Annotated in this window: 24 protein-coding genes; 10 read left to right on the top strand and 14 right to left on the bottom strand. The window is 59.7% G+C overall.

Annotated features, from left to right (window positions below):
- Nucleotides 1–7: 7 nt before the first annotated feature.
- Nucleotides 8–2,644 carry a PAS domain S-box protein gene (locus LEPTO7104_RS35340; protein WP_017301470.1) on the bottom strand — a complete coding sequence of 879 codons (2,637 nt, stop codon included), beginning with the start codon at nucleotides 2,642–2,644 and terminating at the stop codon, nucleotides 8–10.
- A gap of 165 nt (nucleotides 2,645–2,809) precedes the next feature.
- Between LEPTO7104_RS35340 and LEPTO7104_RS35335 the strand changes: the two genes are divergently transcribed.
- Together LEPTO7104_RS35335 and LEPTO7104_RS0125730 are read left to right on the top strand one after the other, a co-directional pair.
- Nucleotides 2,810–3,466 (top strand): DUF2726 domain-containing protein, encoded by a 657-nt coding sequence (locus tag LEPTO7104_RS35335; RefSeq protein WP_155523784.1) that lies wholly within the window; start codon nucleotides 2,810–2,812, stop codon nucleotides 3,464–3,466.
- Between the two features lie 102 nt (nucleotides 3,467–3,568).
- Nucleotides 3,569–4,831, top strand: a complete 1,263-nt coding sequence (locus LEPTO7104_RS0125730) for a lipid-A-disaccharide synthase-related protein (protein ID WP_017301468.1) — start codon at nucleotides 3,569–3,571, stop codon at nucleotides 4,829–4,831.
- Here LEPTO7104_RS0125730 and LEPTO7104_RS0125725 read toward each other — a convergent pair.
- The 6 genes from LEPTO7104_RS0125725 to kdpB all read right to left on the bottom strand — a co-directional run bounded on the left by LEPTO7104_RS0125725 (nucleotide 4,801) and on the right by kdpB (nucleotide 11,599).
- Nucleotides 4,801–6,252, bottom strand: coding sequence for a D-alanyl-D-alanine carboxypeptidase (locus LEPTO7104_RS0125725; protein WP_017301467.1), 1,452 nt, complete (start codon nucleotides 6,250–6,252; stop codon nucleotides 4,801–4,803). The genes LEPTO7104_RS0125730 and LEPTO7104_RS0125725 overlap by 31 nt on opposite strands.
- 37 nt (nucleotides 6,253–6,289) lie before the next feature.
- A complete protein-coding gene (locus LEPTO7104_RS0125720) occupies nucleotides 6,290–7,396 on the bottom strand; it encodes a universal stress protein (RefSeq protein WP_026073084.1) in 1,107 nt (368 codons plus the stop codon).
- Nucleotides 7,397–7,608: 212 nt separating this feature from the next.
- Nucleotides 7,609–8,190, bottom strand: coding sequence for a K(+)-transporting ATPase subunit C (kdpC, locus tag LEPTO7104_RS0125715; RefSeq protein WP_017301464.1), 582 nt, complete (start codon nucleotides 8,188–8,190; stop codon nucleotides 7,609–7,611).
- A 191-nt stretch (nucleotides 8,191–8,381) separates the two neighbouring features.
- Nucleotides 8,382–8,633, bottom strand: coding sequence for a K(+)-transporting ATPase subunit F (gene kdpF / locus LEPTO7104_RS0125710; RefSeq protein ID WP_017301463.1), 252 nt, complete (start codon nucleotides 8,631–8,633; stop codon nucleotides 8,382–8,384).
- A 46-nt stretch (nucleotides 8,634–8,679) separates the two neighbouring features.
- The gene (locus LEPTO7104_RS0125705) at nucleotides 8,680–9,447 is read right to left on the bottom strand and encodes a response regulator (protein ID WP_017301462.1); all 768 of its coding nucleotides are present in this window, start codon (nucleotides 9,445–9,447) and stop codon (nucleotides 8,680–8,682) included.
- 55 nt (nucleotides 9,448–9,502) lie between these two features.
- On the bottom strand, nucleotides 9,503–11,599 hold the full coding sequence (kdpB, locus tag LEPTO7104_RS0125700; protein WP_017301461.1) for a potassium-transporting ATPase subunit KdpB: 2,097 nt from the start codon (nucleotides 11,597–11,599) through the stop codon (nucleotides 9,503–9,505).
- Between the two features lie 243 nt (nucleotides 11,600–11,842).
- Between kdpB and LEPTO7104_RS0125695 the strand changes: the two genes are divergently transcribed.
- Nucleotides 11,843–12,208, top strand: coding sequence for a four helix bundle protein (locus LEPTO7104_RS0125695; RefSeq protein ID WP_017301460.1), 366 nt, complete (start codon nucleotides 11,843–11,845; stop codon nucleotides 12,206–12,208).
- Nucleotides 12,209–12,368: 160 nt separating this feature from the next.
- On the opposite strand, the gene kdpA is transcribed toward LEPTO7104_RS0125695, so the two are convergent.
- On the bottom strand, nucleotides 12,369–14,054 hold the full coding sequence (gene kdpA / locus LEPTO7104_RS0125690; RefSeq protein ID WP_026073082.1) for a potassium-transporting ATPase subunit KdpA: 1,686 nt from the start codon (nucleotides 14,052–14,054) through the stop codon (nucleotides 12,369–12,371).
- Nucleotides 14,055–14,430: 376 nt separating this feature from the next.
- Nucleotides 14,431–14,679, bottom strand: coding sequence for a hypothetical protein (locus tag LEPTO7104_RS40420; protein ID WP_155523781.1), 249 nt, complete (start codon nucleotides 14,677–14,679; stop codon nucleotides 14,431–14,433).
- Between the two features lie 303 nt (nucleotides 14,680–14,982).
- On the opposite strand from LEPTO7104_RS40420, the gene LEPTO7104_RS0125685 reads away from it, so the two are divergent.
- The 5 genes from LEPTO7104_RS0125685 to LEPTO7104_RS0125660 all read left to right on the top strand — a co-directional run bounded on the left by LEPTO7104_RS0125685 (nucleotide 14,983) and on the right by LEPTO7104_RS0125660 (nucleotide 20,490).
- Entirely contained in the window at nucleotides 14,983–16,110 is a 1,128-nt protein-coding gene (locus LEPTO7104_RS0125685; protein ID WP_017301458.1) for an ATP-binding protein, read from the top strand.
- Between the two features lie 8 nt (nucleotides 16,111–16,118).
- The gene (locus LEPTO7104_RS0125680) at nucleotides 16,119–16,802 is read left to right on the top strand and encodes a response regulator transcription factor (protein ID WP_017301457.1); all 684 of its coding nucleotides are present in this window, start codon (nucleotides 16,119–16,121) and stop codon (nucleotides 16,800–16,802) included.
- A gap of 60 nt (nucleotides 16,803–16,862) precedes the next feature.
- On the top strand, nucleotides 16,863–17,525 hold the full coding sequence (locus LEPTO7104_RS0125675) for a Fe2+-dependent dioxygenase (protein ID WP_017301456.1): 663 nt from the start codon (nucleotides 16,863–16,865) through the stop codon (nucleotides 17,523–17,525).
- A gap of 239 nt (nucleotides 17,526–17,764) precedes the next feature.
- Entirely contained in the window at nucleotides 17,765–19,063 is a 1,299-nt protein-coding gene (locus tag LEPTO7104_RS0125665; RefSeq protein ID WP_155523780.1) for an imelysin family protein, read from the top strand.
- Nucleotides 19,060–20,490, top strand: a complete 1,431-nt coding sequence (locus LEPTO7104_RS0125660) for a di-heme oxidoreductase family protein (RefSeq protein WP_017301453.1) — start codon at nucleotides 19,060–19,062, stop codon at nucleotides 20,488–20,490. Before LEPTO7104_RS0125665 ends, LEPTO7104_RS0125660 begins: the two co-directional genes overlap by 4 nt.
- Before the next feature lie 191 nt (nucleotides 20,491–20,681).
- Here LEPTO7104_RS0125660 and LEPTO7104_RS0125655 read toward each other — a convergent pair whose 3' ends face one another.
- On the bottom strand, nucleotides 20,682–21,416 hold the full coding sequence (locus LEPTO7104_RS0125655) for a GAF domain-containing protein (protein ID WP_040697574.1): 735 nt from the start codon (nucleotides 21,414–21,416) through the stop codon (nucleotides 20,682–20,684).
- A 295-nt stretch (nucleotides 21,417–21,711) separates the two neighbouring features.
- Here LEPTO7104_RS0125655 and LEPTO7104_RS38625 point away from each other — a divergent pair, with 295 nt between their 5' ends.
- Nucleotides 21,712–21,930 (top strand): NblA/ycf18 family protein, encoded by a 219-nt coding sequence (locus LEPTO7104_RS38625; RefSeq protein ID WP_017301451.1) that lies wholly within the window; start codon nucleotides 21,712–21,714, stop codon nucleotides 21,928–21,930.
- A 97-nt stretch (nucleotides 21,931–22,027) separates the two neighbouring features.
- Here LEPTO7104_RS38625 and LEPTO7104_RS0125645 read toward each other — a convergent pair whose 3' ends face one another.
- On the bottom strand, nucleotides 22,028–22,789 hold the full coding sequence (locus LEPTO7104_RS0125645; protein WP_155523779.1) for a hypothetical protein: 762 nt from the start codon (nucleotides 22,787–22,789) through the stop codon (nucleotides 22,028–22,030).
- A gap of 303 nt (nucleotides 22,790–23,092) precedes the next feature.
- On the opposite strand from LEPTO7104_RS0125645, the gene LEPTO7104_RS0125640 reads away from it, so the two are divergent.
- Nucleotides 23,093–24,154 (top strand): Fe(3+) ABC transporter substrate-binding protein, encoded by a 1,062-nt coding sequence (locus tag LEPTO7104_RS0125640; RefSeq protein ID WP_017301449.1) that lies wholly within the window; start codon nucleotides 23,093–23,095, stop codon nucleotides 24,152–24,154.
- 252 nt (nucleotides 24,155–24,406) lie between these two features.
- Here the strand turns inward: LEPTO7104_RS0125640 and LEPTO7104_RS0125635 are convergent, their stop codons facing one another.
- The 3 genes from LEPTO7104_RS0125635 to LEPTO7104_RS0125625 all read right to left on the bottom strand — a co-directional run bounded on the left by LEPTO7104_RS0125635 (nucleotide 24,407) and on the right by LEPTO7104_RS0125625 (nucleotide 26,790).
- Nucleotides 24,407–25,189 carry a Uma2 family endonuclease gene (locus LEPTO7104_RS0125635; RefSeq protein WP_017301448.1) on the bottom strand — a complete coding sequence of 261 codons (783 nt, stop codon included), beginning with the start codon at nucleotides 25,187–25,189 and terminating at the stop codon, nucleotides 24,407–24,409.
- A 161-nt stretch (nucleotides 25,190–25,350) separates the two neighbouring features.
- Nucleotides 25,351–26,409 (bottom strand): potassium channel family protein, encoded by a 1,059-nt coding sequence (locus LEPTO7104_RS0125630; protein WP_017301447.1) that lies wholly within the window; start codon nucleotides 26,407–26,409, stop codon nucleotides 25,351–25,353.
- A gap of 174 nt (nucleotides 26,410–26,583) precedes the next feature.
- The gene (locus LEPTO7104_RS0125625; protein ID WP_017301446.1) at nucleotides 26,584–26,790 is read right to left on the bottom strand and encodes a hypothetical protein; all 207 of its coding nucleotides are present in this window, start codon (nucleotides 26,788–26,790) and stop codon (nucleotides 26,584–26,586) included.
- Nucleotides 26,791–26,816 lie beyond the last annotated feature (26 nt).

Raw genomic sequence — 26,816 nt, 5'->3', positions numbered from 1 at the left:
CGAGCGCCTAGTTGATTAGCGCTGAGAGGGTGGTGAGCAGGTCGCCCAGGTCGTAGGGCTTGAGCAAAAAGGCGCTGGCCCCGGCGGCCAGGGCGGGTTCGTGGTAGGTCGGCAGCCCGCTGGTGGCAATCAGCTGCAGGCTGGGCCGAATTGCCTTCAGCCGTGGAATCAGGGTGAGGCCATCCATGCCGGGCATCATGACGTCGAGCACGACCAGGTGGGGCTGGTGCTGGGCGAGGCAATCGATCGCCTCAAAGCCGTCGTTAGCCACCAGCACGCTGTAGTTGTAGCTGGTCAGCAGCGATCGCACCGCCTGCTGCACGGCGGCATCGTCTTCCACCAGCAGCAAGGTTTCCCCCTGGCCCAAGTGGGGGTCGTCGGGGTCGGCGGCCAGGGTGTCGTCGGGGGGTGAACCGCTCAGCGCGGGCAGATAGACCTGCACCTGGGTGCCCCGATCGACTTCGCTGAGGACCTGCAAAAAGCCTCCGCTGGCCCTGACAATGCCCAACACCGTGGCCAGGCCCAGCCCGGTGCCCTGCCCAGGGGGCTTGGTGGTAAAGAAGGGGTCGAAGATGCGATCGCGCACCTCGGGGTCAATGCCGGTGCCGGTGTCGGTCACGGTCAGCCGCACGTACTGGCCCACCTGGGCATCGAGGAAGGCCTGGGCCGTGGCGGCGTCCACCATCACTGGTTCTGCCGCAATGGTCAGGGTGCCGCCCTTGGGCATGGCGTCGCGGGCATTGATGCACAGGTTCATCAGCACCTGGTGCAGGTGGGTGGGGTCGGCACTCACCCGCAGTGGAGATAGCGCGGCTCCCGGTTCAAACCCCGGCAGCCGCAGGTCAATGTGCCGGGGCAGGCTCTGCTCCAGCATGTGGCCCAGGTCTTGCAGCACTGGCACCAGGTCAACCTCCGTGCGCGCGCCGCCGCTGCTGCGGGTAATCGACAAAATTTGCTGCACCATACTGGCCCCCCGCTTGGCGCTCTCTTCCAGCAGCCGCAGCTGGTCCTGGGCTTTGGCCCCCAGCTGGCGCTGGGTCAGGCGCAGCAGCTGGGCAATGGTGACAATGGGGGTAAACACATTGTTAAGATCGTGGGCGATGCCGCTGGCCAGCCGCCCTAGGCTCTCCAGCCGCTGGGCCTGGTAGAACTGCGCCTCCAGGGCTTTCTTTTCGGTGATGTCGGTCTCCACCGAGAGAATGAATTTGGGCTGCCCCACCTCGTCGTTAACCAGCGTCCAGCGGGCGGCTACGGTCAGGGTTTGGCTGGTTTTAGTAAACTTTTCTATTTCGCCGCGCCACTCGCCGCGCTCCATCAGGGTGGGCAGCATCTCGCTGTACTGACCCGTTTCACTGCGCAGCAGGTCGTAGGCGGCCTGGCCCAGGGCCTCTTCCGCTCGCCAGCCAAACAGCCGCTCAGCCCCCTGGTTCCAGTAGAGAATGTGGTGCTCAAGGTCGCGTACGGAGATGGCGTCGGAGGCGATATCGAGCAGAGCGGCCTGTTCGCGAATCTTGCGCTCGGCCTCCTTGCGCCCGGTGATGTCGCGGCCTTCGGGCACCAGCAGCACCACCTGGCCGGTCTCATCCATCACCGGCTTGATCGAAAAGTCAATCCAGGCCAGAGAGCCGTCGGCCCAGATGTGATGGGTTTCCATCTGCACACTTTCGCCAGCGGCGGCCCGCTGGATCGCCGCCTGCAATCGCAGCTGCTGCTCGGGGACGTTGGCCCACCAGGGCGTTTTCCAGAACGGCTGGCCAATGACGGCGGCGCGATCGCAGGCGATCGCCGCCAGGGCCGTCTGGTTGGCGTCCACCACGGTGCCATCGACCGTGAGCAGGCCCATAAACTCAAAGCTGCTGTCAAACACCGCCCGCAGCTTGCGCTCGCTTTCCTGGAGGGCCGCCTCGGCCTGCCGCCGCTCGGTCACATCGCGAAACAGCAGCGCCACCTGGCGGCGATCGGGTGCCCCAAAGCGAAAGGCAAAGACGTCAAACCAGCGCCCCATCTCCTCGACATGACTTTCAAACCGCACCGGCTCGCCGCTCAACGCCACCCGGCCAAAGGTTTCAAACCAGGAGGTTTCCAGGGTTGGGATCAGTTCTCGGACGTACTTTCCTTTGGCGCCAACGAGGTTGGTCTGCTCCTCAAAGGCGAGGTTGATGTCTAAAAAGCAGTAGTCAATCGGTCGGTTTTGGGCATCGAAAACTAGCTCGATGACGCAAAACCCTTCGTCCATGGCCTCAAACAGCAGGCGGTAGTTATCCTCTGATGCGCGCAGGGCGGCTTCGCTGCGGCCCTGCTCAACCACAGGGCTAGTCAGAGCGGTGGGCTGCGCCAGCAGGGCGCTCACCCGCGCCACCAGGTCAGCCGCATCGACGGGTTTGGCCAGGGTTGCCGTTGCCCAGGAGGGGGCATCTTCCCCGCCAGTACCCAGCAGCAAAATGGGCACCTGGGGCCGCCTCACCCGCAGTTCAGCCCCCAGCTCCGCCGCGCCATCCAGGACGATCAAGTCGTAAGCCTCCTTGCCCGCCCGATGGAGTGCGGTACGTTGCTCAGCGACCTCAACCCGGTAGGCAACGCCGACCAGCAGCAGCTTCAGCGCCTGGGCGACAATGGGTTCGTGCTCCACAACCAAGATTTTCATCGCGCATCCCAGCGGCAACGGGCCTATCCAATCCTAAGGAGATGGCCCCCGGTTGGTGAAAAACAGCGATCGTTTCGCAACGAAAGGCGATTTCTTCACAAAGAAATGTTGAGGGTTCTTTCGCCCTGGCAACAATTCAGCCCTGCGCAGCGGTAGGAGAAGGGTTTGGGAATCCTAGCCCTGTCATTCAGCGGAGGTTTGGTCAACGTGTCAATGCTGATCGTTTTGGCCATAATTTGTGTCGCGGGCGTAGCTGGATTGTTCGCGATCATCGGTAGTCAGGGAGCAAAGCCGTCAAAACCTACTCCTGGCCATTCCCCCTCACGCAGAAAATCTGGCAGCGAGACCGACGTCGCTCAGGCCTTCACCTACAGCCGCCAAAAATCCCTGTTCACCCAGGCTGAACTTGCTTTCTATCGGGCGCTGCGGGAGGCGATCGCAGATCGCTACCAGGTGTTTGGCAAGGTGCGCGTAGCCGATGTGCTGAAGCCCCAGACCGAAAACCGGGGCGACTGGCAGCGGGCCTTCAACAAAATCTCGGCCAAGCATTTCGACTTTTTGCTCTGCGATCGCGACAGTCTAAAGGTTTTAGCCGCCGTGGAGCTAGACGACAGCAGCCATCGGCGAATCGATCGCGTCAAGCGGGATGATTTCCTCAACCAGGCCGTCGAGAACGCCGGGCTACCCCTACTGCGCTTTCCCGTACAGGCGATCTACGACATCAAGGCCATTGAGCACCACATTACTCAAACCCTAGGCCAGCCCGAGCTAAAGAAGGACAAGCCAAAGCCAAAACCAAAGCCCCGCCCCATCAAGCCATAGCCCCCCTCACTCCCCCACTCCCTCACTCCCTCACCCCCTCACTCCCCCCCTTCGCCCCATTCATTTTCTGCTACGGTTGGGGATGGTATTGACTCCCTGACGATGAAGCTACTCTGCATTAGCAATGGCCACGGCGAAGACGGCATTGCGGTTCGCATTCTCAAACAGCTGCGCCAGCTGCCCGGTGCCCCTGCCCTAGCCGCCCTGCCCATTGTGGGGGAAGGTCGCGCCTACGAAAAGGCGGGCATCCCGATTCAGGGGCCGACCCAGGCCATGCCCTCCGGCGGCTTCATCTATATGGATCGCCAGGAGCTGGTGCGCGATTTGCAGGGAGGCCTGGTGGGGCTAACCCTGGCCCAGCTCAAAACCGCGCGGCAGTGGGCCAAAAGCGGCGGCAAGATTCTGGCGGTGGGCGATATTGTACCCCTGGCGATCGCCTGGCAGAGCGGCGCGGAGTACAGCTTCGTGGGCACCGCCAAGTCGGAATATTACATCCGTGACGAAGCCCGCCGCCTGCCCGATCGCCCGGTTTTGGAGGGCTGGTCAGGCTCGGTCTACGTGCCCTGGGAGCGCTGGCTGATGGCCCGCCCCCGCTGCCGAGGGGTGTTTGTGCGCGACCAGATCACCGCCGCCACGCTGCAAAACCTGGGGGTGCCTGCCTGCTACCCCGGCAACCCAATGATGGACGAGCTGGAAACCCGCGCCGACAAGCTGACCCGGCTCACCGCCACCTTTCCAGATGCCCCGGCGCGGCTCACCCTGGCGCTGCTGCCCGGTTCCCGCGCGCCGGAGGCCTTCGACAACTGGCAGCGAATGGTGGGCGCGATCGCCTCGGTGATGGAGACGTTCGGCGATCGCCAAATTCGCCTGCTGGCCGCCCTGGCCCCCTCCCTCAACCTGGCGGCGTTTAAAGATGTGCTGCTCGACGCGGGCTGGCAGCCCGTCCCCGGCGAATACCCCACCTTTCGGCGCGGCCGCGGTTGGCTGGTGCTGACCACCAACGCCTTTGCCGAATGTCTGCACCTGGCCGATGCGGCCCTGGCCACCGCAGGTACCGCTGCCGAGCAGGCGGTCGGCCTGGGCAAGCCCGTGATCACGTTTCCCGGCCCTGGCCCCCAGTTTACCTATGCCTTTGCCGAGGCCCAGTCGCGGCTGCTGGGGCCGTCGGTGATACTGCTGGAGCAGCCCGCCGAGGCCGGTTTAGCCTTGCAGACCTGCCTGGCCAATGGCCCTCGCCTGCAGCAGATTGCCGAGAACGGTCGCCGCCGCATGGGCCTGCCGGGGGCCGCCGGGGCGATCGCCAAAGCCCTGCACCAGCACTATGCTGAGCCGCCCTACTCCAGCGCCGCCTCCTGGGCCACCTGATTGCGATCGGGGTCGCCGTAGCGAAACGACCCGGTTTGCAGGTGGATTTTCGGGCGCAGGTCGGCGGGGGCTTCGGCCACGCCCCAGTGGGCCTGAATGGCCTGGATCAGCTGATCCTGCTGCGATCGCAGGTCGGGAATATCCCAGCCCTTGTTGAGAATGGCAAACCACACCGGACCTTTCTCGGCGGTGGGCACCATCCCCGCCAGGGCGCTCACCTCCGAGAGGCTGCCGGTTTTGACGGCGGCTGTGGGGGGAAGGCGGCGATCGCGCAGCGTGCCCGCATCCTCCCCCGACACCGGCAGCAGGTCAGCGATCGAAAAGCCCTGGCTGCTCAACTCTCGCTGCAGGGCCTGCGCGATCGCTACCACCACCCGCGCCGACATCTGGTTATCGACCCCAAGGCCCGATCCGTTGACCAGGTTAATTTCCCCGGCGGGCAACTCCGCCGCTGCCGTAACCTTCGCCATCACCTGCCCTGGCCCACCCAGTAGCTCGGCCATCTTTTCGGCCATGGCGTTGTTGCTGTAAATGTTCATGGCTTTGAGAATATCCAGCAGCGGCAGCGACTGGTGCCGCACCACCCAGTCAATCGGCACGTTCTCCAGGTCGGCCTCTGGAATCCAGCGGGCGGTGCCGTCAATGTGCAGGCTGGGCTGGGGAGTATCCGGGGGCAGACTGGCGTAGGCCTGGCGGGCGGCCCGACTCCAGGTGTCGGCCGCCATCACCTGCTTCAGATCGCCCAGCGAATCCGCCAGTTCGGCCTCAAAATTCATCATAAACGGGCCGGTCACCAGCACATCCCCCGTCACCCGCTGAATGCCCAGCGACTGCAGACGGTTGGCCAGCACAATGCCCTCTTCCCATACAAATAGCGGGTCGCCGCTGCTCTGAATCACCAGATCGCCGTTGAGCACGCCGTCCTGCACGGTGCCGTGGAGACCGACCAGGGTATCGAAGTGGTGGTCGAGGGGCCAGGTTTTAAGGGAGGCCAGCGACGTGGCCAGCTTGGTCAGCGAGGCGGCAGGCATCAGCACAGTGCCCTGGTGCTCGGCAACCACGCTCTGGCCCACCTGAATCCAAACCCCCTGGTCTGGCCCTGACCACCCCTGCTTTTGCAGTCCAGCCACGTAGTCGGCCACGATCGCCTCTACGACCGGGTCGCGGGCCAGCTCTGCAATCCACGGCGACTGCCACTCAATTTGCAGATCGGTGGGGTTGAACCCAGAGGGTTGCAGGGGCTTGGGTTCCCCCGTACCTAAAATAATTGAGAGCAACCCCAGGGGCAGGGGCAGGGTCAAGAGCGTTAGGGAAGCCACTGGTTCAGCATTCTCCACAGGATTACGGCCCCAGCGATGGGCCGGGGGTACCCCGACTAAGATACACCAGTTGCCTGGATTGCGATCGCAGACTTGGGCCATCGGCACAGGGCTACAGCCCATGCAACAACCGGGCGATCTACTTGGTTGCAATGATGTGCAGATCTACACTAGGAAGCGCTCGCATCAGCCTCTGTACAATCGAGCCTTGGGTCAGCAGCTGCCAGCGCGATCGCTGGGTTTCGCCCAAAACAATTTGGCTGACGCGATTTTCGGTGGCAATGCTGGCAATGGCTTTTACCACATCCTCTGACTCCATCCGCAAAAACTCGCCCTCAAATTCCTCGCAGAGCCGTTCGCAGGTTTCGATGTGGAGGGCTTCTTGCTTAGACAAAAACTTACGAGGATTGTCGACAAATAACACAAACAGGCGACCATTCATATGGCTGGCAATGCGCGCCCCCCGCCGCAACAGCTGAATTGAACTGGGATACGTCGAAACACAGACCAGAATGCGTTCATGGACATTGCAGTAGTTTTGGGTGTGGCCGCCGCGCCCATTTTCTTCAATGTTGTCGGCCACCTCGCGCAGGGCCAGCTCCCGCAGGGCCACCAGATTGCGCCGCTGAAAAAAGTTTTGCAGGGCCTCGTCAATTTTGGCGGGGGCGTAGATTTTGCCTTCTATCAGCCGCTCCTGAAGCATTTCGGGGGTGACATCCACCACGACCACTTCATCGGCTTCGTCTAGCAGGCGATCGGGCACCCGCTCCCGCACGACTACGCCAGAAATTCGGTATACCAAATCGTTCAGGCTTTCCAGGTGCTGAATATTGACGGTGGAGTAAACGTCAATACCGGCATCTAAAACCACTTCCACATCCTGGTAACGCTTCTCACGCACCGAGCCAGGGACATTGGTATGGGCCAGCTCGTCAATCAGGACGAGCTGTGGCCGACGCTCTGCGATCGCCTGAGTATCCATTTCGCTCAGCGTTCGCCCCTGCCAGAGGACGGGTTTACGGGGAATGAGTTCGAGCCCATCGGCCATGCGAGCGGTCTCTTCTCGGCCATGGGTTTCCAGCAAGCCGATCACCACATCTACGCCGTCTTGCTTAAGCTGCTGGCCTTCCTCCAGCATGCGATAGGTTTTGCCAACACCCGGAGACATGCCGATGAAGATCTTGTGCTTACCTCGGCGGGCGGGCGGAGCGGCGTTTGAGGCGGAGATTGAGGCGGGGTCGTACATGGGTGCGGGGGTGCGGGGTGTGAGGGTGCGGGGGTGCGGGGTGCGGGGTGTGAGGTGCGAGGTATGAGGTGGGAGGTGGGAGGTGGGAGGTGGGAGGTGGGAGGTGGGAGGTACGAGGCGCGGTGATGGGTTGGAGCGTTAGGAAATGTAGAAGTTGAAACGTTCTAACGCTCCTACGCACTACGCTCTAATGCCCCAACGCTCCAGCGCTCCTACGCATCCCCCAATTGATCCAGCGCCAGATTCAGGGTGACGGTGTTGACGGCGGGTTCGCCAAAGATGCCGAGGAAGCGACCTTCGGTATGGGCAGCAATTAGGCCTTGCAGGTCGTCTGGGGAGATATTGCGGACGGTGGCGACGCGGGCTACCTGGGCCTGGGCGCTGGCGGGGGAGATGTGGGGGTCAAGGCCGGAGCCAGAGCTGTAGACCAGATCGGCGGTGGGCTCAATTTCTGCTGCCTCAAGGATTTTGGCTCTTTCCTTAACCAGGGCAATTAGGTCTGGGTTACTGGGGGCCAGGTTGGTGGCCCCCGATAGGCCGGTGGGGGCAGCATCTTCCCCTTCGCTGTAGTTAACTGCGCTGGGGCGGCTCAAGAAGTATTCTGCGCTGGTAAATGCTTGACCGATTAGGGTTGAGCCAATGACCTGTCCCTGGTCGTTGACGATTAAGCTGCCGTTGGCCTGGGCAGGAAACGCAAGCTGGCCAATGCCGAAGATCAGCAGGGGGTAAAAGGCTGCGGTCAGAATCCAGAGGACGACAGTGGTGCGGATGCTGGTGATAACGTCTTGAAGCATGGTTTTTAGGGGAATTGTGGTGATGAGGACAGGTTCCTAACGTTTCAACGTTCCAACGTTGGAGAATTTGTTGTTATGGCGACGATAGTGACGATCGCGAATCCGCTCCAGGTCTGCTTGTCGAATTTGTCGCTGCACTCGGCCTAAGCGAATCTGCTCACGAATTTGATTGATCAGTTTTTTCAGCATGATTAAAATCGCTCTGGCTGAAGGATGACGGCGGTGAGGTAGACGGCGAGGCCCGTGACAACGAGGCCGAGCAGCCCCAGGGCGTAGGCGTTGCCGCGTTCGAGAGATTCGGTGGCGGCGTAGAGGGCGGGTGCGATCACAAGGTTTAAGCAAAGCGCTATAAACAAGCCCACCGCGACCCGGTGGCGGCGCTGCTGCACGGTTTCAAGCCAGGTATTGAGACGTTCTAGGGGCTGTAAGTTAGACCAATTCATGGCGTAAATCTCCGTTACTAATAGGTAGGGAATGTTGTGGCTGTCTTCAGCGATTGAAGCGGGGCCGGAGTTTACCCTGGCTAAAGGCGGCTCGGTCCAAGTTTTCCTGGGCGGGCTGATAGGCTGGGTCCAGGCTGTAAGCCGCTCGATAGAGTTTGAGCGCTTCTAGACAATCTCCCAGGTGCTCGGTAATTTGCCCCAGCAAGGTCAGTCCCTCGGGGCGTTCAGGAGCTAGCTTGAGCGCTTCTCCAATCAGTTCACGGGCCCGGTCAAAATCACATTGTTGAGCCGCTTGTCGAGCCAGGGTAATCAGCTCGTCGTAGTTAGTTGAGAGCGCCGCTGCAGGAAGCGGATGTTTTAGAGCCTCAGCGACCACGGCTTGAATTCGTGCGGGGTTGAAGGGGCGCTGCAAATAGCCGTGGGGTTCTTGCACAAAGTCTATGGCCCCCTGCTTCATGGCCTCGACGGCATCTTCCAAACTACAGTGATCGCAAATCACCACTACTCGAATCGCCGGGTAGAACGCCAACAGCTGCTGAAGCAGGTTGCCTCCGGCCTGTTGAGAGATGGCTAGATCCAAAATCACCAGGTCAACGGGCTGCTGTTGGAGCTGCTCGAAGGCTGTCTCCCAATTTTTGGCGGTGTTCACCGCGTAGCCATCCGCCTGCAAATACTGAGTCAGCATGAGCTGGGTTTCTCGTTCATGGTGAATTACCAAAATCTTGGCAGTGGAGGCAACGGGCTCTGTACCGTCTGGGGCAGATGCCCCCTCACAAAAGCCACTCGTTGGGTCTTCGAAATCTGAAAAAGACATGGTTTGCAAGCTCTTAAGTCCGATTGATGGGGTCGCTAAACGGTTCATAGCTGGGCTAGGCCAGCCCCACGCCTCCCACAATCAGGTCAATCACCTTGATGGCGATGAAGGGGGCAATAACGCCACCCAGGCCAAAGATCAGCATGTTGCGCTGCAGGAGCTGGTTGGCGGTCAGCGGGCGGAACTTCACCCCCCTCAGGGCCAGCGGAATCAGCGCCGGAATGATCAGCGCGTTGTAGATCAGGGCCGAGAGCACCGCCGACTGGGGGCTGTTCAGGCCCATGACGTTGAGGGCACCGATGCCAGCGGCGGCAAACATAGCCGGAATGATGGCGAAGTATTTGGCGATGTCGTTGGCAATGGAGAAAGTAGTCAGCGCCCCCCGCGTAATCAGCAGCTGCTTACCGATGGTGACCAGGTCGATTAGCTTGGTGGGGTCAGAGTCGAGGTCGACCATGTTGGCGGCTTCTTTGGCGGCCTGGGTGCCAGAGTTCATCGCGACGCCGACGTTGGCCTGGGCCAGGGCGGGGGCGTCGTTGGTGCCGTCGCCGGTCATCGCCACCAGCTTGCCCTTGGCCTGTTCGGCCTGGATCACCTGAATTTTGTCTTCGGGGGTGGCTTCGGCGACGAAGTCATCGACTCCGGCTTCTTTGGCGATCACGGAGGCGGTGATGCGGTTGTCGCCGGTTAGCATCACGGTGCGTACCCCCATGCGGCGGAGCTGGGCAAAGCGCTCGTGAATGCCGGGTTTGATGATGTCTTTGAGGTAGATCACCCCGTAGATGTCTTCGTTGCGGCAAACGGCCAGGGGCGTACCACCCAGCTCCGAAACGCGGGTAAAGGCCGCTTCGAGTTCCGCCGGAGCCTGTCCGCCCCGCGATCGCACGAAGCCCCGAATCGCATCGACGGCTCCCTTGCGCACCTCCTCGCCGGAGGGCAGGTCGGTGCCGCTCATGCGGGTACGGGCCGAAAATTCGACGGCTTCAGCCCGATCGCGCTCAAAGTCGAGCTTGGCCCCCTGCTTTTCGGCCAGTCGCACGATGGATTTGCCCTCGGGGGTGGTATCGAACACGCTGGCGGCCAGGGCGATCGCCGCCACATCCTGCATTGAGTGCCCGTTGAGGGGAATGAATTCCTCCGCCAGACGGTTCCCCAGGGTGATGGTGCCCGTTTTGTCGAGCACCAGGGTGTTGATGTCGCCGCAGGCTTCCACCGCCCGCCCCGACGTCGCCACCACGTTGAACTGGGCCACCCGGTCCATCCCCGCAATGCCGATCGCGCTCAGCAGACCGCCAATGGTGGTCGGAATCAGCGCCACCAGCAGGGCCACCAGAATGGTGATGCTGACAGGACTGTTGATATAGCTGGCTGGGGTAGGAATTGTCGCCACCACAATTAGAAACACCAGGGTGAGCACCGCCAGCAGCACCGTCAGGGCAATTTCGTTGGGGGTCTTGGTACGTTCGGCCCCTTCCACCAGGGCAATCATGCGATCGAGGAAACCCTTGCCAGGGTCAGCGGTGACGTGGATGGTCAGCTCGTCGGACAGAATGCGGGTGCCGCCCGTGACCGAGCTGGCCACGTCAGAGCCGGGCTCTTTCAGCACCGGGGCCGATTCTCCGGTAATCGCCGATTCATCGACCGAAGCAATGCCTTCGACCACTTCACCATCGACCGGGATCACATCGCCCGCGATTACTTTGATGCGATCGCCCCGGTGCAGCTGAGTTGAACTGACCTCTTCAACGGAACCATTGGGGCGCAGTCGACGGGCTGTCGTCTCTGACTTAGTAGAGCGCAGGGCATCGGCCTGGGCCTTCCCTCGGCCCTCGGCCACCGCCTCGGCAAAGTTGGCAAACACCAGGGTAAAAAACAGAATCAGCGTCACCAGGCCATTGAACAGGCGAGGGCCTTCGTCCTGTACGGGGCCAAAGATAAACGGGTTGACCGTCAGAATGGCCGTGATAATGGTGCCGACCCAGACCACAAACATGACCGGGTTCTTCACCATGACCCGGGGGTCGAGCTTGGCAAAGGCCTGGCCAAAGGCGCGCTGGTAAAGACCAGAGGTGTTCACTTTGGGGGTGTGGCGGCGATTTTCGCGAGGCCCGCCGGGTGGGTGGGTAATGGGGGATTGAGTAGTGTGTGTCATGTTTTTGGGAGATAGAAGGTGGGGGTGTAGAGCGAGGGTGCGTGGTACGAGGGTGCGTAGGGACGGGGAGCGTGGGGGCGTGGTGCACTGGGAAAACTAATTGCTCTAACGCACCAACGCAGTCCCGCTCAAACGCATTAACGCAATCTCGCTCTAACGCACCCTCGCAATCTCGCTCCAGCGTTGAGCCAAGTTTTTGGGAATGTTTAAGGGGGTGGGCGTTGGGTCAAAAGGGACATAGGGATGGTTCAGAAGTTTGAGGATTTGGAGGTGTGGAAGACGGCGCGGGAACTGACGCGGGTGATTTATCGGCTGTCGAACCAGGGCACTTTTGCGCGGGATTTTGGGCTTAAGGATCAGATGCGCCGAGCGGCGGTTTCGGTGATGTCGAATATTGCGGAAGGGTTTGACAGTCGCACACCAAAACTGAGAATGAGTTTTTTGGGGATTGCTAAGGCGTCAGCGGGAGAATTGCGATCGCAGGCCTATGTTGCTTTGGATGCAGGGCATATCAGTCAGTCGGAATTTGAGAAGCTGTTTGATTTGGTAGATAAATGCAGTCGGCAGTTGAGGCGGTTTATGGATTGTCTTCAGGTGGAGAGGCGTTGAGGCGTTAGAGCGTGGAGTGTAATGGAGCGTGAGGCGTAATGCATTGGAGCGTAGTGCGATCGGGCGTTTAATTGTCAGGTAAAGACAAGAGATTGACGCAGTCTCGCATCCACGCATCACGCACTCTCGCACTACGCACCCTCGCAGTCTCGCACCCTCGCTAAAACCCTCTCGCCAGTAAAAACCCCTCCGCCACCGGCCCCAACACCAACACCGGCAGGAAAGTCAACGCACCGAGAATCAGGATGGTGCCTGCGGTGACGCCGGTGAACAGAAACGTATCGGTGTGCAGGGTGCCTGCGGTCTCGGGGACGGGCTGTTTGTGGGCCATGCTGTCGGCCAGATAGACTAGGGCAATAATGGGGATATAGCGACCCACCAGCAGTGAGAAACTGGCACTGAGGTTCCACCAGAGGGTGGCGTCGCCCAAGCCCTCAAAGCCAGACCCGTTGTTGGCCGCCGCAGAGGCATACTCGTAAATCACCTGGGAAATGCCGTGGAAACCAGGGTTGCTGATGCCAGCCAGGGTTTCGGGAAAGGCCAGGGTGATCGCGCCCGGAATCAGAATGGCGATCGGGTGGGCCAGCAGGATGATGCTGGCTAAAACGATTTCCCGCTTCTCGATTTTGCGGCTGAAGAATTCTGGCGTGCGGCCCACCATTAGCCCGGTGAGAAAGACGGTGAGAATTAGAAACACAAACAGGTAGGCGGTGCCGGTGCCCTGACCGCCCCAGATGATCTGCAAAAACAGGTCCGATAGGGTGGTAAAACCGCCAGCGGGCATGAGGGAATCGTGCATACCGTTGACGGCCCCGCACATGGTGCCGGTGGTCGAAACCGCCCACAGCGCCGTCAAGGCCCAGCCAAAGCGGACTTCTTTGCCCTCCAGGTTGGGGGCTGGACTGCCCAAAATGCCATTCACTATAGGATTGCCCTGGAACTCGCCCACAGCGGTAATACCGACCATGACGGCGTAGAAGATGAACACCATGCCAAAAATTAACCAGCCCTGGCGGGGCCGACCGGCCATGATGCCGTAGGTGAGAATCAGCCCAGCTGGGATGATCAGCATGTAGAGGTTGGTCACCAGGTTGACAAAGTTGTTGGGGTTCTCGTAAGGGTGGGCAGAGTTGATGCCGAAGAAGCCGCCGCCGTTTTCGCCCAGCTCTTTGATGATCTCAAAGTGGGCGACGGGGCCACGGGCGATGTACTGGGTGGCTCCTTCCAGGGTTTGGGCAACAGCCGGGCCAGCGAAGGTTTCGGGCACTCCGGCGATAAGCAGTGCGATCGCCCCAACGATCGATAGCGGCAGCAAAATCCGCGTAATGGAAAGGGTCAGGTCCACATAAAAATTACCCAGCGGTCTACCCGTCAAGCCTCGAATGAAGGCAATCGCTACCGCCAAACCCGTGGCTGCCGAGGTAAACATCAAATACCCCAAAGCCCCAACTTGGGAGAAATAGGTAAATGTCGTTTCGCCGGAATAGTGCTGCTGATTTGTGTTGGTCACAAATGAAATGGCAGTGTGTAAAGCCAGATCCCAACTGGGGGCACTTAAACCCGTTGGGTTCAGGGGCAACACACCCTGGAACATAAAGATGGCGAAGACCAAAATCCCCATCACCAGGTTGCTGACCAGAATTGCTCTCACATACTGGCCACCAGTCATAGATGACTGGTTTGAGAAGCCTCCAGAGGCAAACAAAAGCCGTTCTAGAGGTCGGGCAACGGGGTCCAACAGGGTTCTCTGCCCCATAAATACCCGTGCCATGTAATTCCCTAAGAAGGGAGCCACCGCTAGCAAAATGAGTAAAGCAATGACGAGTTGTAGAAATCCTTGAAGCATGATGAATTTATGGGTAAGCGAAAGATCGGTCTAGACTGAGAAAGTTAAATTCGCCCCAGGATAGCTAGGGGTGGACCTACCTCGAACCTCAAGAAAACCGCGATCGCAGGTTGTTGAAATTCAGAGGATGTTTGAAAAATCCTGTTTTTTGCAGCAAAAGTGGAAATCCCACTAAATTCCCCTACCCTGCGGGAAGCCGCAAGCGTCTATAAAAATGAGGACTTTTAAACCCCCTTTTTAAGGGGGGCAGGGAGGATCAGCAGGGGGCTAAAGCTACAGCAGATCGCTTTTCAAACGCCCTCTCAAATCTCATCCCAGTCCAGAAGGGAGTTCTGCCTGGAGAAAAGCCACAGATTTCAGGCTGGACTTGGAATAACTAATCAGCGTTAGTCTGCTGTGCCTGCTTCAAGCAAAGGTCAAGTTCAGGCAGTAGTGCCTCATCTAGGGCAACCGCCACTAACCAGTCTTCTTCCGAGATGTCTGGACTATCCGCCAGACTGTAAACTCGATTTCTGCGCACTAGCCCCAGCAAAAAACATCGCTCAGGCAGCGGAATATCGCTCAATTTTGCTCCTAAAAAAGCACTGTTAAAGTAGACCTGATGAATGGACGAAGATGGTTTCATAGCTAAGTCCTGGCTCTACCCTGGCGTTTCTATGAGTTTTTCATAGTGTCCCTCTCGGTTCAACCTCCTGAATCACTAACCCCATTCTTGACCAAATTTTCAAAAAATAAAAGGTATAGAAGCCTGTTTAGCTACATTTTATATTTCTCTGAATAGGTAAGCTGCATAGGCTGCGTTTAGATTGGTGAAGAGAACCTATATCATCTGATATATTTTGCAATTATCTCGCCATCATCTACCCTGAAATAGATTGACAAAATTATCGGCTTGATTCTTATGTGATGTTTCTAAAAATCTTGGTAGATGCCCCTTACCTCTCAGTCTCAGCTCAATAGTTTGATGCAAACCCGCCAGAAAATCCACTGGCTGATTGTGGCTCTGTTTGCCGTGGTGATTGTGCTCGACTACAGCACGCCGCCGCCCTACGTCTTTGGCTACCTGTACATTGGGGCGGTGCTGCTGGCCAGCAGCAGCCGACTGAGTCGCAGGGCAACCTTCACCATTACCGTCGTGGCGGTGTTGCTCACCTTGCTCAATCTGGCCATACCGGGCAGATTTCCGGTGACGGCGATCGCCCTTGCCAACCGTTTAATTACCGCTCTAGCCCTGGTGGTGACCGGCTGGCTGGGCGATCGCATTCAGCGCTACGAAGAGGCGATTACCCGCCAGCAACTGCAATTGCTGGCCCAGGAGCAGCTGGCGCAGGTGCGGGAAGACTTTGTCTCGACCCTGACCCACGACCTCAAGACCCCTCTGCTGGGGGCCATCGAAACCCTCAAAGCCCTCAGTGAGGGCCTGTTTGGCGCTATTTCACCGCCTCAACGCAAGGCGCTAGATGTGATGATGCGCAGCCATCAGAAGACGCTGGGGTTGGTGAATACGCTGATGGATGTTTACCGCAACGACGCCGAAGGTTTGCACTTGGATAAGCAGCCTGCGGATCTGGTCATTCTGGCAGAAGAGGCGATCGCCGACGTCACCACCCTGGCCTCATCCCGGCAGGTCTACCTGACCCTCAGCCACGAGGGTAGCGACTTTCGCCGGGCCTACTGGGTTAAGGCTGACCCGCTACAGCTGCATCGGGTTTTGACGAACTTAATCGCCAATGCGGTCAACCACTCCCTGCGGGGGGGGCGGGTCGAAGTGGTGCTGGGAGCAAGCGGCGGATTTTACCAGGTGCAGATCAAAGACGAGGGCCAGGGCATTCGCCCCGACGAAGCCCCCCTGCTGTTTGAGCGCTTCTATCAGGGGTCGGGCAATCGCCAGGCCAAGGGCACAGGCCTGGGGCTTTACCTCAGCCGTCAAATTGTGGAGGCCCACGGCGGTAAAATTTGGGCAGAGCCGCGATCGCCCCAGGGGGCCATCTTTGCCTTTCGGCTTCCGGCCTATGTCGATGCCCCTAAACCGCAGCCCCTAAACCGCAGTACTTAGCAAGTTGAATGGTTGATTCTCCAATTCAAATTTTACTGGTCGAAGACGATGAATTGTTTCGACTAGGCCTATCGACTCGACTACAGCAGGAACCCACACTCCACATCGCCGCCGAAGCCGAGGATGGCGAAACGGCCATTCAGCGGGTGGAACAGCAGGATTTTGACATTGTGATTTTGGATGTTGGTCTGCCGGGTATCGGCGGCGTAGAAGCCTGCCGCCAGATCAAACAGCAGCACCCCGACCTGCCCGTGCTGGTGCTCACCTCCCACTCCCAGCCCACTCTGATTGCCCAGCTGATTGAGGCCCAGGCCCAGGGCTACTGCGTTAAAGGGGTCGATGCCGATGCTTTGATTCTGGCCGTTCAGTCCGTCGCCGCCGGGGCCTCCTGGTGGGACTCCACCGCGACCCGTGAGATTCAGGCCATCTTTCAACGCCAGCAGCCCGCTGCCTCCCCGCCCGCCGTTCCCCCCGAAAACCCTCTCACCCAGCGAGAACAGGAGATTTTGACCCTGATCGCCAGCGGCAAGAGCAATTCAGAAATCGCCGACGATCTGTACATTTCGGCGGGAACGGTGCGGGTCCATGTCCACGCCATTTTGCAAAAGCTGGAGGTGCGCGATCGCACCCAGGCTGTGGTGGTGGCGATGCAAATGGGGATCGTTCGGCCCCGGGAAAATCTGTCTGGCTGAGGCCCGCAACAGGCATCGGCCTAACTCTACAATGGGCTACCGTTGTCAACGCCTGCTTTTATGATTGTCTGCATTGCTGACCTGTTGAGCGCCGATGAGGTGGCCCGTCTTCGCGATGGCCTAGCCCAGGCGGAGTTTGTGCCGGGGGAGACGACGGCGGGCTGGCACGCCAAGCTGGTGAAGCAAAATCAGCAGGCGGCGAGGCAGGCGGCTGAACCGCTGAAGGCGGTGGTGCAGAATGCGCTGGCGCGCAATGCGCTGTTTCAGGCGATCGCCCAGCCAAGAATCATCCATTCCCTGCTGTTTAGTTGCTACGGCGAGGGCATGAGCTACGGGCGGCACACCGACAACGCCCTGATGGGCGGGGCCAATTTCTACCGCTCCGATCTGTCGTTTACCGTCTTTTTAAGCGAGCCGGAGGCCTACGACGGCGGCGAACTGGTGATTGAGGGGGCCGACAGCGAGCAGCCCTACAAGCTGGCGGCGGGGAGCGCGATTGTGTATCCATCGACCACGCTGCACCAGGTGGAGGAGGTAACCGGGGGCGATCGCACCGTCTGTGTCGGCTGGGTGCAAAGCCTGGTGCGCGATGTCGCCCGCCGCGAGATCTTGTTCGATCTTGAAACCGTCAAGCGCACGATGTTTGCCCAGAGCGGCAAAACCCCTGAGTTTGACCTGCTGACCAAAACCACCGCCAACCTGCTGCGCCAGTGGGCCGAGTAAACGAGACCCAGCAGGGACAAACGGTGTCTGCCCCAGGCAAGAACTGCTATCAACAAAACAATCTGTTATTAACTACAGGATGGGCATAAAAGCAAATTCTGTGGATTTCTGTGTCGCAAAAGTCCTTTGAATCAACAATTTAGCCCCTTTAGCCAGATCTAGGCTTGATTCCTATTTGACAGTGATTCGCATTTGCAATAGAGTCTGAAACTATCGTTTAGTCTTGACCTGGATTTTTCATGAACGCTCGATATAAGGCAGTGGACCTGTTTTTGGCTACGGGGCTGGTAGTTGCGGGGGCGCAGACCGCTGTGAGGGCGGAGGTTGTCTCTGGAAGCGCTTGGCAGGGCATCAATGGGGCCGAGGCCACCCTGGTTAGCCAGGGCTCTAGCTGTCGCGCTGTGGCCGTGGATGGCGGCGGCGAGGGCGGCAGTGCAGAAGGTGGGGAAGGCGGAGAAGGTGGGGAAGGCGGGGAAGGTGGGGAAGGTGGGGAAGGTGGGGAAGGCGCTGCAGAATCCCTTGGGGCTGTGACCCTGGCTCCGGAGCAGCAGTTTCGCGATCGCGCCATTCTCACTGACTTTGTCGATGCCGTGGTAGTGCCAAACTACGAGCTGCTGGCCCAGCGATCGGGCGAGCTATCCGACGCGATCGCCGCCTTTGTCGAAACCCCCACCGACGATACCCTGGCCGCTGCCCGCCAGGCCTGGTTGGCCACCCGCCAGCCCTGGGAGCAGAGCGAAGCCTTTGCCTTTGGCCCCGCCGCATCCCTGGGGCTGGATGCCGAGCTCGACGACTGGCCCCTAAATGAAACCGACGTGCAGGCGGTGCTGGAGAGCGGCAATGCCCTGACGCCCGAGCATGTGGCCGGTCTGCAAACCAGTCAGAAGGGGTTTCATGCGATCGCGTTTCTCCTCTTCGGCAGCGACGCCGACAAGTCTCTAGCTGCCTTTAGCGATCGCGATCTAGAGTATCTGGCGGCCATTGGCCCCGTGTTTGATCAAACCGCCCAGGCCTTACTGTCCAGCTGGACAGAGGGCCTCGACGGCTTCCCGGCCTACCGCACTGAGTTTGTGGCGGCTGGGGAAGACAGCGGTGCCTACCTGACGGTGCAGGCTGCCGGGGAAGAAATTGTCCAGGGCATTCTCGGCCTTTTAGACGAGCTGGGCAACGTCAAAATTGGCGAGGCGCTGGCAACCCAGAACCCGTTTTTGCTAGAGGCCCGCTTTGCCCAAAGCTCGCTGCAAGACTTTGAGAACAACTTGCTCAGCGCCCAAAATGCCTACCTGGGTGAGTTTCCGGCGGGCAATACCCAGGGCAAAGGGTTGCAGGCGTTTGTCGCCTCGGTAGACCCGGCCCTGGATGCCCAGATCATGGCCCAGCTAGAGACCGCCCAGAAGGCCGTAGCCGCGATTCCCGGCCCGATTGAGGTCACCCTGTGCGACCCCAGCGCCCGGCCCCACATCGAAACCGCCCAGGGCAGCATTCTGGCGCTGTACGAAACCTTTGAGGAGCAGGTGCTACCCCTGGTGCAGCAATGATCCGATCCGTCCTGAACCGCCGATACCGGGGGCGGAATCCCTGGCATCGGCAGCTAGTCCTGGGGCTGATCGCCCTGGCGGCTGGGGTTGCCCTTTCAGCGCTGCTGCGATCGCCCGCCTATGGGCAAACCACCCGACCCCAGGCGGGCGGCGACACCACCGTCTACAGCCGCACCTCCCGCGCCTTTGAGCAGCCCGCCCCCAACCTCGATGCCCACTGGGCCGATCGCCATGCCGCGGGCGATCTGGCCTTTGAGGCCGCCTTTGTCACCGCCCCGGCTCCGGTTAACCCCGGTCTTGGCCCTCTCTTTAACGGCACGGCCTGTGCCGGGTGCCACATCAAAAACGGGCGTGGTCTGCTGGAGAAGGGGCAGCGGGTGCTGCGGGTGAGCCAGCTTCAGCCCAATGAACCGACTGTCGACGATCGCCCCCACGGCCACACACCCTACGCCCAAGAGGCCGATGCCCCAGGGGGCAACGCGCCAGCGGTCCCCGGCATTGGCACCCAGCTCCAGGAGTTGGGCGTGTATGGCCACGATCCCGAAGCCATGGTGCAGCTCACCTGGGCAGAGCAGTCGGGCACCTACGGGGATGGCACGGCCTATCGGCTGCGATCGCCCCAGTTCACCCTGCTGCGCCCCGATGGCACACCTCTGCCAACCAGCATTGTCACCTCCAGCCGGATTCCGCAGCCGGTGTTTGGGGCGGGCCTGCTGGAGGCGGTGCCCGAGGCTGATATTGTGGGGCGGGCCGATCCGGGCGATCGCGATCGCGACGGCATTTCAGGTCGCCCCAACCGGGTGTGGGATGTGGTAGAGCAGCGCCCCGTGCTGGGTCGCTTTGGCTGGAAGGCCAACACCCCCAACCTGTTGCAGCAGTCGGCGGCGGCCTACGTCAACGACATGGGCGTCACCAATCCCCTCTTCCCCACCGCCGATGGCCAGACGGATATCGACATGGACACCCTGGAGGCGGCAGAAGCCTACGTGCAGACCATCGCCGTACCCGCCCGCACGCTAATGGATGACCCGCGAGTGCAGCGCGGCGAACGTTTGTTTGCAGCGGCCAACTGCACCGCCTGCCACGTCGCCGAACTCCGCACCGGCCCCCACAAAATTCCGGCCCTGGTGAATCAAACCATTCACCCCTACACCGACCTGCTGCTCCACGATCTGGGGCCAGCTCTGGCCGACGGACGGCCCGATTTTGAGGCCTCCGGTAGCGAGTGGCGCACGCCGCCGCTGTGGGGCGTGGGGCTAACCCAAACGGTGCTGCCCTTTGCGGGCTATCTGCACGATGGCCGCGCCCGCACCCTGGAAGAAGCGATTCTCTGGCACGGCGGCGAGGCGGAGCGGGCGAAAGAAACCTTTCGGACCATGGCGACCGATGACCGGGCGGCGCTGATTCGGTTTCTGCGATCGCTCTAGGGGCTGTCATCAATTAGTTGCTGATGGGCCAACATCAACGGTTACAGCCCCTAGCCTGTGTTTTGGGTCGGGCGTGGCAAGGCTAGTGGGATCAGGATTTTAGCCAGAATTGATGACACGCCCTAAGCCTCAGTCCCGCTGGATTCCCCAGCTTCCCCCAGGACGAATGCCACTCGCCTTGGGGGAAGCGCCTACTGGTCTGGGATAATGCCGCTCGTTTCGGGAGCTGATAGCAGAATATCGGCGACCTCAGGGAAATGCTGCTGCATACACCTGTCGCAGACTCCATGGGTAAACCCAACATCCGAATACTCTTGGATAAAGGCCTCCACCGTAGACCAGTATCCCTGGTCAGATCGGATACATTTACAATAGGAGCAGATTGGAATCAAACCGGCCATCAGCTCCATCTTTTCCAGCGCCGCTGCCAGTTGTGAAGACACCCGCTTTAGCTCCAGCTGCACCACCACCTGGCGAGCTAGAGCCTCCAGGGTTTTAACCTGGTGATTATTTAGGGTTTTAGGCTTTCTATCAATGACGCACAGCGTTCCCAGCGGGTAGCCCTCAGGAGAAATCAGAGGAACGCCAGCGTAAAAGCGAATTCCTGGCTCACCGGTAACTAAAGGATTGTCGGCAAACCGTTCGTCACAGGACGTATCATTCACCAGCATGATGCCTGAATCCAAGATGGTATGGGCGCAAAATGAAACGTCTCGGCTGGTTTCCTGAACCGCCAGCCCCACCCTTGACTTAAACCACTGGCGTTCTGCATCAACCAGGCTAATCAGCGCAATCGGTACATCGCAGATAAACGCCGCCAGAGAGGTGATGTCGTCGTAGGAATGCTCAGGAGGCGTATCTAAGATGTTGTACTGCCTCAGCGCTTCAAGTCGGGCCTTTTCCTGGGCAAGTATTTGGGCTTTCATCGGGTTGCCGCGGTGCTGCACAGGTTTACAGCATTCATTTTAAAAAGCTCTCTCAGGAAAATGGCCCTGACGGCCAAAGACTTGACAGTGCTTAATGTCTCATCGCATTTCGAAAGCTGCTGCTGCCTGGGAAAAACGCCTGGATAGCTCGATACCGAACAAGCTGACTGGCATTGAGCGGCTTTAATAGAGCTATTGAGTCAAAATAGTTATCACGAAAGACAGATATACTCACAGAAATATTAAAAAAGCGTTACATTAATTCATATGAAGCAATAGTGAAAGGGATGTCGTTATGGATATTCGCAAAGAGCTGCCCCTGGAGCAGCAGTTTGAACTTCAGGTATTCGAGAAACAAGTTCAAGGTCTTTCCCAAAAAGACGCCCAGATGCTTCTGGTGCAGCTGAAAGAATCCATGCTGTATCAAACCACCACGTTCCGTGAAATCCTTAAAGACGCTTGGGGCATCGGCAAGGACGTGGATATCCTGGGCGAGGCCCTGGCGGAAGGTTAGCACCCCCTGTTTTGGCCACAAAAATACCCAAGCATGTTGATTCCGGGCAAAGGTGCAGATGTTGTGCCTTTGCCTGATTTTTTGCTCAGAAACCCGTCTAGGACCTTTGCAAAGCCAGAACCTGCTCGGTGGTTATGGGTGCGGTGGTCATGGTGTAGAGCACACCATCCTGCACCGAAACAAGATTGAGGTAATAGTCCGCCTCGCCGGGCTTGCTGACAGCGTAAACTCGGACCCCAGAGTCGACGGAGAGCACCTCGCTGGTCACGTTGTCGACGCGATAGCCCTGGGCTTCTAGTCGCTCTTGCAGGTCGCCAGCGGCTCCACGCCAGCTGCTGCTTACGGGGCTGCGCCAGCAGTCGGTCAGCCCTTCGCAGGTGGTCTGAGCCCCCTCTAAGTGGGGAAAGTTGGCGTAGGGTGAGGGTTCGGTGGGTTCGGTTTCGACCGGGGGGGCGGGGGGTGGCTCAAACGCTGGGTTGGGAGCGGGTGCAGCGGTTTGAGGGAGCGGCTCTGGTGCAGATTCTGGGGTAGCGGGTGCCGCCGCCTGGGGCGCTGGGGAAACTGGAGGGGCCGCCGGGGTCGCTTCGACCAGGGCCGGTTCGGCTAGAACCTCTTCAGCCACAGGTTTGGGCAGCACCGTAACCGCGACATTCTCGGGCGCTGGGGCTTCGGGTTCTGGGGCTTCGGCCAGGGTATCTGGTCGCTGGTGGGTAGCGGGCAATGCCAGGGCCAGCAGCACGCCATGGGCCGCCAGAGAAGCGACGACGCAGGCAAGGCCTAACCACGATCGCGATCGCGCCCTGGACCGCAGCGAGGACAGACTAAGGGGCAATGAAGGGGCCGTTACTCTGGGAGTCATTGTCGAAAGGGTGCGATCGCAGATGCGCTTAAGCTAACAGGATTTATTCTTCATAGGTCATTCTAATACCATTGCGTCATTGCCTCAAGTGCCTATATTCAGGCGGCTATTTCAACGACAGTGGTTGCGCTCCGCCCCCAAGGTCTTGCAACTGTTCGCTTCGAGACCGAGATAAAAAGCATCTTTATCAAGAAGTGGTCGCAATAAGCGATACAATTCAATCTGATCTTTCAACCACCCTGGGCTGCCTACAGGCAGTGGCCCAGAGGCCGAGTTGCGTTTGATTTTGTGAGGTAATACCCGATGAAACTAGGACGACGCGCATTTTTGGGGGCCAGTGCTGCCGCCACCGCCGTAGCCGCAGGCTATCTGCGCCAGCGCCCGGCCAGTGCCCAGTTTGGCTTTGGTCGCGGCCCGGCGGTCAATCTCTATTCGTCCCGCCATTACGATACCGATGACCGCATCTACGACGGGTTTAGGGAAGCCACGGGCATTCGCCTCAACGTGGTTGAGGCCGAGGCCGACCAGCTCATAGAGCGAATTAAAAACGAAGGACAAAACAGCCCCGCCGACATTCTCGTGACCGTCGATGCCGGTCGCCTGTGGCGAGCCGAACAGGAAGACCTGTTTCAGCCCGTGACCTCGACTGTGCTGAACAATGCCATTCCCGAAAACCTTCGTCATCCCGACGGGCTGTGGTTTGGTCTGACCAAGCGGGCGCGGGTGATTGTCTACAACAAAGCCGCCGTAGACCCCGCCGAACTCTCCACCTACGAAGACCTGGCCGACCCCAAGTGGCGCGGGCGCATTTTAGTTCGCAGCTCAACCAATATCTACAACCAATCGCTGGTGGGCTCCATGATTGCCGCCCACGGGGCCGAAGCCACCGAGGAATGGGCCAGGGGGCTGGTGGCCAACTTTGCCCGCGCTCCGGAGGGAGGCGATATTGACCAGATCAAGGCCGCTGCTGCCGGACTGGGAGATATTGCGATCGCCAATACCTACTACTTTGCCCGCCTGGTCAAGTCTGACCAGGCCGAAGATCGGGCCGTGGCCGAGGCGATGGGCGTGTTTTTCCCCAACCAGGAGGGGCGCGGCACCCACGTCAACATCAGCGGGGCGGGGGTAGTTAAGACCGCTCCTAACGCCGACGCCGCTATCCAGTTTTTGGAATACCTGGCCAGCCCCGAGGCTCAGCGCATTTTTGCCGAGAGCAACAATGAGTACCCCGTGGTTGAAGGTGTTGCGGTGGACTCGGTGGTGGCGGGCTTTGGCGACTTCAAAGCAGACCCGCTGAATGCCTCAGTGTTTGGCCGCAACAACCCCGAAGCCCTGCGGATCACCGATCGCGCTGGCTGGACGTAGGGGTGGAAGGGGCTGAGCCTCGGGCATTTTATCGAGCTGGTGAATGCGATCGCGCGCTCTCGCATAATCAGGACCGGCTCTGGTTCTCAGGTTGAGCCACTTGCCAACTGTTCAACCAGAGTTTGGTACTGGTCGCAGGCGCTCTGTAGCGGCTGAGATGCTCCATATCGGCCTGCTGAGGGCGCGCCTAGGCATGCCCTACAGACAGAACAGACAGCAGCGCTTTGATTCTCGATGGAGGGTAGCCATCACCTACAGCAGCGCCAAAACAGCCTCTAGGGGCAATTCCAGAATCTCGGCTACCTCCGTCGCCGTCAGTCCCCGGTGCAGGAGTCGGGTGGCGGCGTTGAGCTGAGCCTGCTCTACTTCTCCCAATGCCTGCTCGGCTTGCTGACGGGCCTGCTCGGCCTCGGCGTAATTCAGCAGCTTTTCCCCGGTCTGGGGGTCAAAAAACCGCAGGGCCTTGGCTACTGAGGTCAGCCCAGGTACCGCCGTATCGACGGGAAAAACGGGGTCAACCAGGCGCAGGTCTAGCCCCAGCACCTCGCTTCTAAGCCCCTCGCGCTCTGGCGCGATCGGTTCGTAAACCCCATCCTGCAAGCGTCGCCCCTTGAGCTGAGGGCTGAGATAGTCGCCCGTGGGGTCGTACTGAAAATATTCCCGAATGCCGAGCTGGGCGTAGAGGGCGGGCTTTTCGGTTTCGTCCTGCTTGCGCGTCGTGCGGGAGGTAATTTCTAGAATAAAAGAGGGCAGTTTCCCCTCCTCCTGCCAGGCCTTGTAGCTGCGCCGCTGGCGCTTGCTGACGCCAAAGATCACAAACACATCCGGCGAAACGACGGCTTTGGGGTCCCCTTCGCGATAGTAAATAAACAAGTTGCCAGACACGTAAACCTGCTGACGACTCTGGAAAAACTGTCGCAGCACCTCGATGGCGTAAATTAAATAGTCGCGAGTGGGGTCGCTCTCGGTCATGGGCTGGCCGTCAGATTCGGGATAGAAAATGACCCCAGGTTTGGGGTGGGTGTCTGCCGTCATGGCAAGCGTCCCTCCTGGCGTGGATAGTTGATTTTAGTATGGCGAAAAGTATGGCGAAGAATTAGTATCCCTCAAAGATTTTTGACGGGTGCCCCACGGCTGGTTTCACCGCCCGGACCGCTGCCCCGGCACGGCGGCAGCGGAGTACCCTGTAGCGCTCCCTAGGGTTCAATGGGGCTAATAATCTGGCTCAGCAATCGCAGCTGGTCGGTGTTGCCCATGGTGATGACCACGTCGCCTGGGTAGAGGCGAGTGTCGGCCGTGGGGCCAAAAATTAGCGCCCCGTCGCGGCGAATGGCCAAAATCAGCGCCCCCGACTGGCGACCCAGCTGAGCTTCGGCCAGGGTTTTGCCGACGATGGGGCAGCTGTCGGGCAGCAGCAAAAACTCTTCGACATAGACGGTGCGCTCGGCTCCGGTGAGAATGCCGTCTAAAAAATCGACCACCTGGGGACGCACCGCCGCCGCTGCCATCCGCTTGCCGCCGGTAATGTAGGGCGATACCACCACATCGGCCCCGCCCCGCTGCAGCTTGAGAATGGCCTCTTCGGTGCTGGCGCGGGCAATGGTGCGAATCTCCGACGACAGCGTTTTGGCCGAGAGCACAATGTAGAGATTCTCGGCATCGGAGGGCAGCGCCGCCACCAGGCAGCGGGCCCGCTGCACCCCCACCTGCATAAGCACCTGATCCTGGGTGGCATCGCCCTGGAGAATGGTGTACCCCAGCTGCTGGGCCGCATGGACGGCGCTGTCTGCGGAGTCTACGACAGCGAAGGAGATGTTTTCGGCCGCAAACTCGGTGGCCACCTGCTGCCCGGTGCGGCCAAAGCCGCAAATAATGTAGTGGCCCTGCAACGATTCCATAAACCTGCGCTTCTTTAAAAGACGTAGCCCCGCCTGAAAGTGGCCCTGCACCACCGCCTCGGTCATGTTGTTGAGAATATAGGCCAGGACACCCACCCCCATCATGATCAGCACGATGGTAAACAGCCGCCCCCGAGGGCTGAGCGGATTGGTTTCCCCAAAGCCCACGGTCGACAGGGTGATCACCGCCATGTAGGTGGCATCCAGCCAGCTCCACCCCTCCACAAAGCGATACCAGAGTATGCCCGAGAAAACCACAAACCCCAGGGCGATCGCCCCGCGAATGAGATGTCGCCGGGTGTGCCGATAATTTTCTTCAACGATGGTTTCGCCATAGCGAGGGCGTTTTTGACGCACAGGTGTTAACCCCTGAAACTTAGCCCCCCAAAAAGCCTGGACCCGAGACGGCAGCTTGGCCCTAGGAGGTGGTGCAGCCTGGCCCATCGGCCGCCCTAGCTGCCCTAAATTGTAGCGATCAAAAAGCGCCCCGGGGTTAGCCAGGGCGCTTTTTTCCCCATTGCAGCGGTCAATCTAGTCGGCCAGGCGCACTCGTCCGGAACGAATGCTGTCGAACACCTGGTTGATGTGTTTGCGATCGCCTGGAGTCAGTGCCGGGTTGCTGAGCATCGCCGTCGATAGAATGAGGTGGTCGTGGCGGCTCAGTATGCCCCGCTGAATGACGGTGTTGACCAGGGCCTGAATGTCTGAGGCAGGGTTTTGGGGTAGAGACGACACCATGATTGCAAATCCTCGATGCAGGAGTG

The organism is Nodosilinea nodulosa PCC 7104, assembly GCF_000309385.1.
Taxonomy (GTDB): Bacteria; Cyanobacteriota; Cyanobacteriia; order Phormidesmidales; family Phormidesmidaceae; genus Nodosilinea; species Nodosilinea nodulosa.
This window is presented reverse-complemented; position numbering and strand designations above follow the sequence as displayed.

Excerpts from the sequence above, each read along its gene's own strand:
- LEPTO7104_RS35340 (WP_017301470.1), bottom strand. The coding sequence starts at position 2,644 with ATGAAAATCTTGGTTGTGGAGCACGAACCCATTGTCGCCCAGGCGCTG.
- LEPTO7104_RS0125730 (WP_017301468.1), top strand. The coding sequence starts at position 3,569 with ATGAAGCTACTCTGCATTAGCAATGGCCACGGCGAAGACGGCATTGCG.
- LEPTO7104_RS0125725 (WP_017301467.1), bottom strand. The coding sequence starts at position 6,252 with ATGGCCCAAGTCTGCGATCGCAATCCAGGCAACTGGTGTATCTTAGTC.
- LEPTO7104_RS0125720 (WP_026073084.1), bottom strand. The coding sequence starts at position 7,396 with ATGTACGACCCCGCCTCAATCTCCGCCTCAAACGCCGCTCCGCCCGCC.
- kdpC (WP_017301464.1), bottom strand. The coding sequence starts at position 8,190 with ATGCTTCAAGACGTTATCACCAGCATCCGCACCACTGTCGTCCTCTGG.
- kdpF (WP_017301463.1), bottom strand. The coding sequence starts at position 8,633 with ATGAATTGGTCTAACTTACAGCCCCTAGAACGTCTCAATACCTGGCTT.
- LEPTO7104_RS0125705 (WP_017301462.1), bottom strand. The coding sequence starts at position 9,447 with ATGTCTTTTTCAGATTTCGAAGACCCAACGAGTGGCTTTTGTGAGGGG.
- kdpB (WP_017301461.1), bottom strand. The coding sequence starts at position 11,599 with ATGACACACACTACTCAATCCCCCATTACCCACCCACCCGGCGGGCCT.
- LEPTO7104_RS0125695 (WP_017301460.1), top strand. The coding sequence starts at position 11,843 with ATGGTTCAGAAGTTTGAGGATTTGGAGGTGTGGAAGACGGCGCGGGAA.
- kdpA (WP_026073082.1), bottom strand. The coding sequence starts at position 14,054 with ATGCTTCAAGGATTTCTACAACTCGTCATTGCTTTACTCATTTTGCTA.
- LEPTO7104_RS40420 (WP_155523781.1), bottom strand. The coding sequence starts at position 14,679 with ATGAAACCATCTTCGTCCATTCATCAGGTCTACTTTAACAGTGCTTTT.
- LEPTO7104_RS0125685 (WP_017301458.1), top strand. The coding sequence starts at position 14,983 with ATGCCCCTTACCTCTCAGTCTCAGCTCAATAGTTTGATGCAAACCCGC.
- LEPTO7104_RS0125680 (WP_017301457.1), top strand. The coding sequence starts at position 16,119 with ATGGTTGATTCTCCAATTCAAATTTTACTGGTCGAAGACGATGAATTG.
- LEPTO7104_RS0125675 (WP_017301456.1), top strand. The coding sequence starts at position 16,863 with ATGATTGTCTGCATTGCTGACCTGTTGAGCGCCGATGAGGTGGCCCGT.
- LEPTO7104_RS0125665 (WP_155523780.1), top strand. The coding sequence starts at position 17,765 with ATGAACGCTCGATATAAGGCAGTGGACCTGTTTTTGGCTACGGGGCTG.
- LEPTO7104_RS0125660 (WP_017301453.1), top strand. The coding sequence starts at position 19,060 with ATGATCCGATCCGTCCTGAACCGCCGATACCGGGGGCGGAATCCCTGG.
- LEPTO7104_RS0125655 (WP_040697574.1), bottom strand. The coding sequence starts at position 21,416 with ATGAAAGCCCAAATACTTGCCCAGGAAAAGGCCCGACTTGAAGCGCTG.
- LEPTO7104_RS38625 (WP_017301451.1), top strand. The coding sequence starts at position 21,712 with ATGGATATTCGCAAAGAGCTGCCCCTGGAGCAGCAGTTTGAACTTCAG.
- LEPTO7104_RS0125645 (WP_155523779.1), bottom strand. The coding sequence starts at position 22,789 with ATGACTCCCAGAGTAACGGCCCCTTCATTGCCCCTTAGTCTGTCCTCG.
- LEPTO7104_RS0125640 (WP_017301449.1), top strand. The coding sequence starts at position 23,093 with ATGAAACTAGGACGACGCGCATTTTTGGGGGCCAGTGCTGCCGCCACC.
- LEPTO7104_RS0125635 (WP_017301448.1), bottom strand. The coding sequence starts at position 25,189 with ATGACGGCAGACACCCACCCCAAACCTGGGGTCATTTTCTATCCCGAA.
- LEPTO7104_RS0125625 (WP_017301446.1), bottom strand. The coding sequence starts at position 26,790 with ATGGTGTCGTCTCTACCCCAAAACCCTGCCTCAGACATTCAGGCCCTG.